This window comes from Chlamydia gallinacea 08-1274/3, assembly GCF_000471025.2.
Taxonomy (GTDB): Bacteria; Chlamydiota; Chlamydiia; order Chlamydiales; family Chlamydiaceae; genus Chlamydia; species Chlamydia gallinacea.
In genome coordinates this window covers 762005-774639 of record NZ_CP015840.1, presented here as the reverse complement: position 1 = coordinate 774639, position 12635 = coordinate 762005, and the positions used below count along the sequence as shown (strand labels likewise).

Below are 12635 nucleotides of genomic sequence, written 5' to 3'. Positions count from 1 at the left end.
AGTCCAACAAGCTATTTGCCCTGCCAAACATCCCAGAATTCCCCTAGAACATCTTACGTTATGATCCATAATATTATTGCCCTGATCTTTACGGGCATATTGATGATGCTAGTTGCCATAACTTCCTGGCTTTGTGGATTTTCCTTGCCTATTACTCTACCCTATATTGTGTTTGGCCTCATCATATTAGCAATAGGCTATGCCTGGTTAATCTCTTATAAATGCGCGTGCAGAAAGCAGGACTCCTTATCCACTCTTGAAATCCATCCTTCTACCCCCCTCCCTTCCCCACAGCCTATAGAACTCTTTCCCACACAAAACTTGCTGCGAATCCCTACATTATCCGAGCTTAAAGGACAACCTGTTTCCTACATGTTAAACACGCATTTTCATCATTTCCTTACGGAACCCAAGGGGTTGATTAAATCCACTACCCGGCTTGTGACTATAACGAATAACAGCACAGGAAAACAACTGAACTTCTTTCGCGGCCATCCCTCTGATGATAGCTCTATAAAAGTTCCACGATCTGCGATTCTCATATTCACTAATTCATCAAAAGAGTATGGTCTAGCTGTAGGAAGGACACTAGCCGTCACTGCTCTGATAGATAAATCCTGCTGGGCACAAATTACGGGGGATTCTAGTGTCTCCTTCTCTCCAGGATCTATTGCTATAGGTCCTTGGATACGGTCTGCAGGAAATCCACCGGCTTCTCACCTCATCATTATGAATCCTTTAAGTCTGGAACATTTGGTGGATCTCCGCCAAGAACGGCGTGCGATTACTTTCAGAGATTTTTGTCATCGACAAGCATTTATCCAACTTGTAAATATGTACCAACAATGTTTCTTCCAGTGTCAACAAGAAGGAATCACTGCATTACAAATCGAGTGTTTGGGACTGACAAATTTAGGGGAATGTCAAGAAGAGTACCCTCAATGGGAAGCTATGTGCCAACTGGCTCTACTAGAAGCAGTACGTCTTTTAGAGTCTACACACCCACTAACATGTGTGACTATAAATCATCAAAAAAGTCTTCCCTTCCTTAAAGCACTGCAAAACGCTTTTAACTAAAATTCTGCCAAACTTTTAGCAGCCTGGAAAATCTTTCCTTTTTGAGGTAGAACCTCATTTTCAAGTATCTTAGAGTAGGGTACTGGTGCGTGTAGACCAGCAATACGTCGAATGGGGGCATCAAGATACATATAGGCTTGCTCCGCTATTGTTGCAGAAAGCTCCCCACCAAAACCACAAAACTCTGAAGCTTCATGAGTAATTAATAACTTACCAGTTTTCTTTACTGACTCCAATACAGTAGCGTAATCCCAAGGAACTATCGTACGCAAATCAATCACTTCTACGGAGATGCCTAAATCTTCAAGCTCTTTAGCGGCTTCGACGCTTAATACTAGAGTCATTCCCCAAGAAACAATCGTTAGGTCTGATCCTGGACGCACAATCTTTGCTTTCCCAAAGGGAAGTATGTATTCAGAAGAAAACACGGGACAGGAGCTAAAAGCCCGGCGTTGGTATAATGCCTTATGCTCTAAGAATACTACAGGATTTGGATCACGAATTGCTGATTTCAATAATGCTTTTGCATCGGCAGCATTAGAGGGGTAAACAACCTTAATTCCTGGGCAATGAGCAAGAAACGCTTCTATACTCTGCGAATGGTAGGGGCCTCCCTGAATATACCCGCCACAGGGAGCGCGAATCACTAAAGGAACCTCCCATTCTCCAGCAGAACGATAGTATATACTCGAAGCTTCTGAAAATAGCTGGTTGATACCCGGCCAAATATAATCAGCAAATTGAATTTCAGCTACGGGTTTGTGGATACCATCTAGTGCCATTCCTATAGCTGTACCAATAATTGTTGCCTCTGCTAAAGGCGTGTTAAAACAACGATGGGAGCCAAATTTACGGGTAAAATCTCGTGTGACGCCAAAAACCCCTCCTTTATCCCCAGCAACATCTTCACCAAAAATAACTACACCGGAATCTCTATACATTTCTTCCATCAAAGCCTCAGTAATGGCATCACGCATTACCTTAGGTGGAGCATCGCTTAGACGCGCAACATCTAAAGAATCCTCATAATCAATTAATGCTGGTGTATAGGGAGCAAAGACTTCATGGTTTGTTGATCCTTTACTCGGGAAAGGTGTTGACTCTGCAAGAGAACATGCATAACCTACTTCTTCTTCTGCTGTAGCCTTAATTTCTAAAATTTCTTCAGGAGTAATACCGTACTCCACTATCAGTTGCTCCTCTAAACGCAGTAAAGGATCCTTGCTTTCACAACTATGTAAATCTTCGGGAGTACGGTATTTCTCATGATTATCAGAGTTGCTATGAGGTTGTAAACGCACTACATTAATCAAAAGTAAGGATGGTACTGAAGCAACTCTTGCCTGCTCAACAGCTTGAGAAAAAGCTTTTGTAAGAGCTAGATAGTCTCCTCCATCAACTTCATATACTTCCAGACCACGATAACTTTTTCCTAAACACGATAAATCTGCCGAACATTGTTCAGAGAAAGGAACAGAAATAGCCCAGCCATTGTTTTGTATTGCAGTCACTAGGGGAAGCTGATGTAGGGCCGCGTAATTTAGCATTTCGTGAAACTCCCCTTGAGAGGTAGCACCATCCCCTCCAGAGACATAAACAACTTCATTTGCTTGCGTGTGCTTAACAGCCCATGCACGCCCAGCAGCTTGAAGGAATTGCGTCCCTACAACACTAGACTGACAACAAATACGTAATTTTTTATGAGAATAATGATAGGGCATCATTCTTCCAGCAGAATGATTGGTAGTCGGGCGTGCAAGAAAAGCTGCTAGAATCTCATGAAGATCACAACCTAGGCCTAGGGGGAAGCCTTGATCTCTATAATAAGGAAATGACCAATCTTTCTCAGGCAGCAAACTCTTTCCAGCAACAATTCCTGCTAGCTCATGACCAGCACAAGATAACTGAAACGTACCTCCAGAATCACTCTGTCTAGACAACAAGAGCATTTTGGATTCAGCAAACCTTAGACTCCATGAAAGTCTTAAAACCTCTTTTACTGAAGCTACTAATTCATACCTTGTTGTTGTCATGACTTCTCCTTATAAAGAAAAGAATAGACCGCTCTATTCCCTATTTCTATACAGCGAAATCAGAAAAAAAACCTTTAATTTTATCTAAAAAACTCCGCTTCTTAGGAAAGTTATCTTCTTTTTCTATAGCAGAAAACTTACGAAGAACCTCTTTTTGTTCCTCTGATAAATTTTGGGGAGTCTCTACTGAAACTCGTACCAGTAGGTCTCCTCTGCCTCGTCCACGAACGTTGGGAAATCCTTGATTTTTTACTTTAAGAACAGTTCCACTTTGAATACCTTCAGGAATAGTAATGCGGCACATCCCTTCTTTTAATAAAGTAGGAATCTCCTTCTTCATTCCTAAAGCAGCATCAACTAAACTAATGGGAAGCTCTAATATTAAATCATCACCCTTACGTTCAAAAACAGGATGTGGTTCAACATCGATAAACACATAAAGATCTCCTGCAGGGGCACCATTTTGTCCCGCATCTCCATACCCCTCCATTTTCAAACGCATACCAGAGTCCACACCAGCAGGTATCTCGACACGAACATTACGTTTATCTTTTACTCTTCCCTGACCGCGACAATTGGTGCAAGGATCCGTAATAATGCGCCCCTCACCTCCGCATTCGGGGCACGTAGATGCCATAGAAAAAAAACCCCGACTTTGCACTACTTGGCCAGAACCCTTACAGCGCTCACAACACTTAATCCCTTTCTCACTAGCAACACCACTACCAGAACAAGTTTCACATGTCTTATATCCAGAAATGATTAATTCCTTTTCAGTGCCGTGTGCGGCTTCTTCGAATGATAGGGTAATATGGACTTTTTTACTCGCTCCTTGACGTGCGCCTGCGGGATCACCACGCATGCCAAAAGCTTCTCCTAAGCCACCAAATAAGCCTTCGAAAAAGCTTCCCCCACTAAATTCTCCTCCAAAGGCCCCCATAAACGTACGAAGAGCATCTTCCATGTTGCCCATTCCTGCGCCGCCAAAGCCTCCGGCTCCAGCAAAGGGTCCATCTTTACCATAACGATCGTAAGATTCGCGTTTTTGTGCATTACTTAGCACTTCATAAGCCTCGGAAACTTCTTTAAAGCGTTTCTCTGCTTCAGCATCTCCTGGATTTTTATCAGGATGATATTTCACCGCTAACTTACGATAAGCTTTTTTAATTTCCTCTGGAGAAGCAGTTTTAGAAACCCCTAAAACATCATAGTAATCCATATGCCAACACCGATAGAGACATTTTAACGACTGCGATATTTTGCTGCCGCTTTAGACTTAGCCCGTTTCTTTACCGAAGGCTTATCATAGAACCTATGTGACTTAGCAGCCTTTAAGATTCCCTCTTTGTCAATTTTCTTTTTTAAAATTCTTAAAGCACGATCTACAGGCTCACCAACTCTAACTTTAACACTGGGCATGCACCACCTAATTCACATCAATTAAATTTAACCCTAAACATTAAGGCTACTTATGGTAACCTACATATTCTAAGGCACCTTGATTGTAGCATCCCAATTATTACCCTTCAAGAGTTAGTTAGTATCGACTAGAATAACCAATAAAAGACTAAAAGACTCTTATCTACTAACAATATTTAGGTAAAACTGGCTATACAACTAAAAAAAACAGGAGCAACTGCGATAATCAGGAACCAGTTGCTGACTACACTCTACAAACATAAGTTGGGCAACAATATTTCTTCTAATGTGATCAACAGCGGGCGCGGTTTTCTCTAAACGAATTCTGCTTGAAAAACTATGACGAAACAGATCGGGATTCGGAGAAACTACGTGATAACATTCATGAGATAAACAGTAGGCTGATGCTTCATCATAAGATAATAAGACTCCAGGACCAACACCGTTATTCGCAAAAATAAACCCTTCTTCCGAAAGATCCGAGCTTAGGGTCACTACTCCGCCCTTTCTCCCCAAAGGAAGGACAAGAGCCTTTCCCTTATCCTGTGGAGTGAGGTATCCTTCCAATGACGAGTAGCCGACCACAGGAATACTTCTAGATAAGGCCAAACCTTGAGCAAAAGATAAACCAACACGAGTTGCAGAAAAATTTCCAGGACCAACAGCTACACCAATCCCCTGAAAAAATAAATTACTATTTTTTAAAATAAATTCTAATACCATCCCTTGATCAGGACCAGTAGGAAGACTCCATTGCTGTATTATCTTCTGATGGTCTACATAAGCTAAAAATGGTTGATACCCTGAGGTATCAATAATGATATACCTATAAAAATGCATAATCAAAAATAGAAAAAAAACAGCTGAGCAATAAAACTATAACATTTAATTTTTTTTAATCAAAAAATAATAATAAATAATGGGCCATCATTATTATAAAACTATGCACAGAGAAATACGCAGAGGCAAATCTTATAAAAAAAATTTGAATAACGCTGACTCAAACACTGTCAACATCAATCATAAAAAATTTTCTTTCTCCCTCCCAGCTAGTCTGCAAGTATAATGCTTTTTCTTTGAATTAACTTCTTCTCTAGTTGTGTAGATGCACGAATTTCTCTAATTTTGTAGTATAGTGAAATAGGTTGAAATGGGGTTTTCTTTACCCAAAATCTGTGTAACTGTAGTTACCATAACTTAGACTAAAGTATCTAACAATTATAAGGACCATTGTGGATTCTACGACAAATAATGACCCTCAAATCTTGGATCCTCATCCCGAAGAAGTAGAAAAAATATTAGATTCATCTGAAGAAGTTGAAGAAAAATCTAACGATGACCGCTCCCTACCTTCAGATCTATTTATCCTTCCCTTAAACAAGCGTCCCTTTTTCCCAGGAATGGCGGCACCAATTCTTATTGAGTCTGGGCCTTATTATGAAGTCTTAAAATTATTAGCAAAATCTTCTCAAAAATATATCGGCTTAATTCTTACTAAAAAAGAAGACGCTGACATTTTAAAAGTTGGATTTAATCAACTCTATCGTGTGGGCGTGGTAGCTCGTATTCTTCGCATCATGCCGATAGAAGGAGGAAGTGCTCAAGTTCTATTAAGTATTGAAGAGCGCATTCGCATTATTACACCAATTAAAGATAAATATCTTAAAGCACGGGTCTCCTATCATAAGGATAATAAAGAACTAACTGAGGAATTAAAAGCGTACTCTATCAGTATTGTTTCAGTAATTAAGGATCTTTTAAAACTCAACCCCTTATTCAAAGAAGAATTACAAATCTTCCTTGGTCATTCTGATTTTACAGAACCAGGGAAACTTGCAGATTTTTCCGTAGCTTTGACAACAGCGACAAGAGAAGAGCTTCAAGAAGTTTTAGAAACTACAAATATGCATGATCGTATCGACAAAGCACTGATTCTATTAAAAAAGGAATTAGATCTTAGTCGATTACAAAGTAGCATTAACCAAAAAATTGAAGCTACAATCACAAAAAGCCAAAAAGAATTCTTTTTAAAAGAACAACTAAAAACAATCAAAAAAGAACTCGGCCTAGAAAAAGAAGATCGCGCCATCGACTTAGAAAAATTCACGGAACGTTTAAAAAAACGTGAAGTGCCGGAATATGCTATGGAGGTTATTCAAGATGAAATTGAGAAATTGCAAACCCTAGAAACCTCCTCTGCAGAGTATACAGTTTGTCGTAATTACCTTGATTGGTTAACAATTATTCCTTGGGGAATTTACAGCAAAGAATATCATGATTTAAAAAAAGCAGAAGTCATACTGAATAAAGACCATTATGGACTTGAGGAGATTAAACAACGTATTCTCGAACTCATTAGCGTAGGAAAGCTTTCTAAAGGTCTTAAAGGAAGTATTATTTGTCTTGTAGGCCCTCCGGGAGTAGGAAAAACTAGTATTGGACGTAGCATTGCAAAGGTTTTGCATCGAAAATTTTTCCGCTTCTCTGTAGGAGGAATGCGTGATGAAGCAGAAATTAAAGGACATCGTCGTACCTACATTGGCGCCATGCCAGGAAAAATGGTCCAAGCTTTGAAACAAAGTCAAGCAATGAATCCTGTAATTATGATTGATGAAGTAGACAAAATTGGCGCCAGCTACCACGGTGATCCAGCTTCTGCTTTACTTGAAGTTCTAGATCCTGAACAGAATAAAGACTTTTTAGATCATTATCTAGATGTACGTGTAGATCTATCTAATGTATTGTTCATACTTACAGCCAATGTATTAGATTCCATTCCTGACCCTCTTTTGGATCGTATGGAGATATTGCGCTTATCGGGTTATATTCTTGAGGAAAAACTCCAAATAGCGACAAAATACTTGATCCCAAGAGCGCGTAAAGAAACAGGATTAACAGCTCGTGAGATTACTTTTCAACCGGAAGCTCTTAAGCATATGATTAATCATTATGCTCGCGAAGCTGGGGTCAGGACCCTGAATAATAACATTAAAAAAGTCCTAAGAAAAGTTGCTTTAAAAATAGTTAAAAACCAAGAAAAAGCTCATCCTAAACACATCCAATATAAGATCAATACAAAAAATCTTCAGGATTATCTTGGGAAACCTATTTTTTCTACTGATCGCTTTTATGATGCAACACCTGTGGGTGTGGCTACAGGTTTAGCATGGACATCTTTAGGAGGAGCAACTCTTTACATCGAGAGCGTTCAGGTTCCCTCACTCAAAACAGATATGCATCTTACAGGACAAGCGGGAGATGTTATGAAGGAATCTTCCCAAATTGCTTGGACCTATCTACACAGTGCCTTAGAAAATTATGCTCCGGGTTATAGCTTTTTCCCAAAATCTCAAGTACATATCCATATTCCTGAAGGGGCGACCCCTAAAGACGGGCCTTCTGCAGGAATTACTATGGTAACTTCCTTGCTTTCTCTGCTTTTAGAGACACCCGTGCTAGACAATCTAGGTATGACAGGAGAAATCACTCTAACAGGTCGCGTATTGAGCGTGGGAGGCATCCGAGAAAAACTTATTGCAGCTCGCCGTTCTCACCTAAATGTATTGATCTTTCCCGAAGACAATCGTCGCGATTATGAAGAACTTCCTTCTTACTTAAAAAAGGGTCTTAAGGTGCACTTTGTAGCACATTATGATGATGTGTTTAAAGTCGCTTTCCCCAATTTAAATTAACTGCTTACAACATAGTATAGAGCCATTTTTAAATAGTACGCATGGCTCTACTATGATATCTAAAAAAAACTGTATATTTACAAACGTCTTGAAAGTTTCTAAACTGCACGTATTTTAATTAATGCTGCAATCACTATGGCTCTCTCTCCCATTCACAAACGCATAGACACTGCTACACGACCTCATTCATCTAAAAGTACACCAATACAAAAGAACAAGATATTCGCCTGGATTACTTTACTTCTACTCACCTCACTTCCCTTAGTTGCTATTGGTAGCATTCTGGCCACTCCATTTATCCCTCAAGCCATATTTATTGGCCTTAGTTCTCTTGCTATCTTCCTCGTCTCTATCTTTGCTCTTTCTATCGTCGTAAACTATGTATCCACATCTCTCTCCACTCCATCCCCCTCATTACAACCCACAACACGTCCTCGAGATCTTGATCTTTCTAAACTAGATACGAGACATAACCGGTTGCTTCACCATGTGATTCAAAGAGATGAACAACAATACCAACTGAAAACAAAACCTAAATCCAGGAGAAAAGCAGCGCGACCTTATGATCCATCTTCAGACACCTCGCCAAATACGACACCCTCAACTAAAAAACGATCCTCTGTTCTTCAATTTTTACAGCATAAACTCTCTTCATCCAGTCTATCTAGTGATTCTGATAGCTCTGCGAAAACGATCCATGCAAAAAATCCTGAGGTGCGTAATCAACCTTGGACTTCTGCTTCATCAAAGAGAACCCCAACTGATTGAGCAATTTCTTTTTACAAAGATGATTCTAGTAGAGTATTTTACTTCATTACGCTACCCTATACTTTTCTCCAGAAAAATCTCCTTAATTTTATGAGCTGTAGAGAGTTAGTTATTTTAGGTTGCTCCAGCCAACAACCTACACGTATGCGAAATCAAGGTGCTTATTTATTTCGTTGGAATAATGAAGGGTTACTTTTCGATCCGGGGGAAGGAACGCAAAGACAATTTATTTTTGCCAATATTGCACCCACAGTTGTTTCTCGAATTTTTATCAGCCATTTTCATGGAGACCATTGCCTAGGTTTAGGCTCTATGCTCATGCGACTTAACTTAGATAAAGTGACCCATCCTATACATTGCTACTATCCCGCTTCTGGAAAAAAATATTTTGATAGATTGCGATTTGGAACAATTTATCACGAAACAATTAATGTTGTTGAACATCCTATAGATAAAGAGGGCATTGTTGAAGATTTTGGGAATTTTCGTATTGAAGCTCTATACTTAAATCATCTTGTTGATACCTTAGGATGGCGCATCACAGAACCTGATACGATCAAGTTCATTCCAGAAAAAATCCAAGCCTTAGGATTGCGTGGAATGATCATGCAAGATCTCTTGAAAAATGAGCTAATCACATTAAATGGCAAAACCATTTATCTTAAAGATGTTAGCTACATTCGTAAAGGAGATAGTGTCTCTATTATTGCCGATACTTTACCCTGCCAGGCTGTCGTAGATTTATCTAAAAATGCACGCATCATGCTCTGTGAAAGCACCTATTTAGAGCAACACCGGCATTTAGCAGAAAGTCACTACCATATGACAGCAAAACAAGCGGCTACACAAGCATTAATGGCAGGAGCACAACAGCTAGTGCTTACGCATTTTTCTGCACGTTATTTAAATACTCGAGATTTTGAAATCGAAGCTGGGAAGGTTTTCCCTAATGTCATGGCTGCAGAAGAATTTCGTAGTTACCCCTTTCCTAAAAACTCTTCTAAATAAATCTATTGAACGAGATAATTGAGAAAAGCAACGGAGAAGCCATGATCTCTGCCTTTTATGAATTTCTAAATTATCTAAAAACAATTAAAGTGGCCTCTCCTCATACATTAAGAAATTACTGTGCCGATCTTAACTATTTTAAAAATTTTTTAGAATCTCATGAAGGATTAGATTCTTCCCCCTCTCTGAATCCCTCTAGAGAAAATCAGACAAAACAAAACATTTCTTTCTCTCTATTTACCAAAGATACTCTTCGTATCTATATTCTCCAACTGATGAAAAAAAATAAGGCTAAACGTACAATAAAGCGCCACCTTTCTACCTTAAAAAGCTTTTCTCGCTACTGCATACAAAAGGGTATCCTTACTGAAGACCCTACAGAAGGCCTTTCTGGGCCTCGCTTACCTAAAGAAATCCCTTCTCCTATTACTTACGAGCAAGTGGAAATTCTCATGGCTACCCCAGATCTATCTACATATACAGGGTTTCGCGATCGCTGTCTGTTAGAATTATTTTACAGCTCAGGATTACGTATTAGTGAAATTGTCGCTATCAATCACGAAGATATTGATTTTGATACAAATCTAATCCGCATTCGAGGGAAAGGGAAAAAAGAACGCTTGGTCCCTATGACGCCTCATGCTGCGCAATGGCTACAAAACTACCTTCATCATCCTCAAAGGGCGCACATAGAAAAAGACAGTAGAGCCGTTTTCTTAAATCGTTTTGGGAAAAGACTGACAACGCGGTCTATTGATAGAAAATTTCAAAAATATTTAACTCTTTCTGGTTTATCTGGAACAATTACTCCTCATACCATCCGTCATACCATAGCCACGCATTGGCTAGAAAATGGCATGGACCTAAAAACAATCCAAACTCTTCTTGGCCATAGCTCTCTAGAAACTACGACAATATACACTCGAGTATCCATCAAGCTAAAAAAACAAACCTACGATCAAGCTCATCCTCACAGTTGATGCTGAGGCAAACCTCTTGTGCTCTAAGCCTTTCTTTGTTATGCTGGTCCCTATGAGTATCGTACTTGATAAAATTAGTAAAACTGTAGGCACACGCGTACTATTTGATGATGTATCCGTAGTTTTTAATCCGGGAAATCGTTATGGACTCACAGGACCTAACGGTGCGGGAAAATCTACGTTACTCAAAATTATTACAGGAGCTATTGAGCCTACACGGGGTTCTATTTCTTTACCTAAAAAAGTAGGTATCTTACGTCAAAACATTGATAGTTTTAGTGAGCATACAGTTTTAGATTGCGTTATCATGGGGAATTCTCGATTATGGGATGCTCTCCAACAACGAGATGCTTTATATTTAGAAGAGTTTACTGACGCTATTGGCATTCGCTTAGGAGAAATTGAAGAGATTATTGGCGAAGAGAATGGGTACCGTGCTGAAGCAGAAGCAGAAGAACTCTTAACAGGTATTGGGGTTCCCGAAGAATTTTTCTATCAAAAGATGTCAACGATTCCCATTGACCTCCAGTTTCGAGTTCTCTTATGCCAAGCACTCTTTGGCAATCCCGAAGCCCTTCTTCTTGATGAACCTACAAACCATTTGGATATTCATTCGATTAATTGGCTGGGGAATTTTTTAAAAGACTATGATGGCACAGTGGTTGTTGTCAGTCATGATAGGCACTTTCTAAATACCATTACAACACATATTGCCGACATTGATTATGATACCATAATTATCTATCCTGGAAATTATGATGTTATGGTGGAGATGAAAACAGCTTCCAGAGAGCAAGAAAAAGCAGATATTAAATCAAAAGAAAAAAAAATTGCTCAACTTAAGGAGTTTGTTGCTAAATTTGGAGCGGGGTCTCGAGCAAGTCAAGTACAGTCTCGTTTAAGAGAAATTAAAAAACTCCAGCCTCAAGAATTAAAGAAAAGTAACATCCAGCGTCCCTATATCCGCTTCCCTGTGACAGAAAAATCCCCAGGAAAAGTTGTTTTTTCTTTAGAGAACTTGAGTAAAAGTTATCACGATCATAATGTGTTTCAACCGTTTTCCTTAGAGATATACCAGGGAGATAAGCTAGGAATTATTGGAAACAATGGTCTTGGGAAAACTACGCTAATGAAACTACTGGCAGGAGTAGAAGATCCCTCTCAAGGATCCATAAAACTTGGCCATCAAGTAGCTCTTTCTTATTTCCCTCAAAACCACTCTGATGTGCTAAAGCATTGTAAAGAAGAAACCTTATTTGAATGGTTGCGTAATCGTAAAACAGGGATTAGTGATCAAGATATTCGCAGTGTCTTAGGTAAAATGTTGTTTGGAGGTGACGACGCTTTTAAACAAATTCACACATTATCAGGAGGAGAAACAGCACGGTTATTAATGGCAGGAATCATGTTAGAAAATCACAATGTATTGCTTCTTGACGAAGCAAATAATCATTTAGATCTAGAGTCGGTTTCTGCTCTATCCTGGGCTATTAATGACTATAAAGGCACAGCAATATTTGTTTCTCACGATCGCACTCTAATTGACGAATGCGCAAATAAATTACTTATCTTTGAAAAAGGAAAAATTATCTTCTTTGATGGCACTATGGCGGACTATACAAAAAGTAAATCATAAAAACGATAACAATTGAGAATAT

General features: G+C 39.2%; 10 protein-coding genes. 6 read left to right on the top strand and 4 right to left on the bottom strand.

Annotation, left to right across the window (positions count from 1 at the left end):
* Nucleotides 1–60 precede the first annotated feature (60 nt).
* Nucleotides 61–1077 carry a hypothetical protein gene (locus M787_RS03455; protein ID WP_238582553.1) on the top strand — a complete coding sequence of 339 codons (1017 nt, stop codon included), beginning with the start codon at nt 61–63 and terminating at the stop codon, nt 1075–1077.
* On the opposite strand, the gene M787_RS03450 is transcribed toward M787_RS03455, so the two are convergent.
* The 4 genes from M787_RS03450 to M787_RS03435 form a co-directional block, all read right to left on the bottom strand.
* Nucleotides 1074–3110 carry an alpha-ketoacid dehydrogenase subunit alpha/beta gene (locus tag M787_RS03450; RefSeq protein ID WP_021828181.1) on the bottom strand — a complete coding sequence of 679 codons (2037 nt, stop codon included), beginning with the start codon at nt 3108–3110 and terminating at the stop codon, nt 1074–1076. The two genes, M787_RS03455 and M787_RS03450, sit on opposite strands and share 4 nt — an antisense overlap.
* A gap of 46 nt (nt 3111–3156) precedes the next feature.
* Nucleotides 3157–4329, bottom strand: a complete 1173-nt coding sequence (gene dnaJ, locus M787_RS03445; RefSeq protein ID WP_021828180.1) for a molecular chaperone DnaJ — start codon at nt 4327–4329, stop codon at nt 3157–3159.
* 23 nt (nt 4330–4352) lie between these two features.
* Nucleotides 4353–4529, bottom strand: a complete 177-nt coding sequence (gene rpsU / locus M787_RS03440; protein ID WP_010882681.1) for a 30S ribosomal protein S21 — start codon at nt 4527–4529, stop codon at nt 4353–4355.
* Between the two features lie 198 nt (nt 4530–4727).
* Nucleotides 4728–5369, bottom strand: coding sequence for a tRNA threonylcarbamoyladenosine biosynthesis protein TsaB (locus tag M787_RS03435; RefSeq protein ID WP_021828179.1), 642 nt, complete (start codon nt 5367–5369; stop codon nt 4728–4730).
* Nucleotides 5370–5761: 392 nt separating this feature from the next.
* Between M787_RS03435 and lon the strand changes: the two genes are divergently transcribed.
* The 5 genes from lon (at nt 5762) to M787_RS03410 (ending at nt 12613) form a co-directional block, all read left to right on the top strand.
* On the top strand, nt 5762–8221 hold the full coding sequence (lon, locus tag M787_RS03430; protein ID WP_021828178.1) for an endopeptidase La: 2460 nt from the start codon (nt 5762–5764) through the stop codon (nt 8219–8221).
* Nucleotides 8222–8356: 135 nt separating this feature from the next.
* Nucleotides 8357–8989: a hypothetical protein gene (locus M787_RS03425; RefSeq protein WP_021828177.1), complete on the top strand. Its 633-nt coding sequence runs from the start codon at nt 8357–8359 to the stop codon at nt 8987–8989.
* 90 nt (nt 8990–9079) lie between these two features.
* Complete coding sequence (locus M787_RS03420) at nt 9080–9997, top strand: ribonuclease Z (RefSeq protein ID WP_021828176.1); 918 nt, start codon at nt 9080–9082, stop codon at nt 9995–9997.
* A 41-nt stretch (nt 9998–10038) separates the two neighbouring features.
* Nucleotides 10039–10977, top strand: a complete 939-nt coding sequence (locus M787_RS03415; RefSeq protein ID WP_021828175.1) for a tyrosine recombinase XerC — start codon at nt 10039–10041, stop codon at nt 10975–10977.
* A 52-nt stretch (nt 10978–11029) separates the two neighbouring features.
* Complete coding sequence (locus tag M787_RS03410) at nt 11030–12613, top strand: ABC-F family ATP-binding cassette domain-containing protein (RefSeq protein ID WP_021828174.1); 1584 nt, start codon at nt 11030–11032, stop codon at nt 12611–12613.
* Nucleotides 12614–12635: the final 22 nt, after the last annotated feature.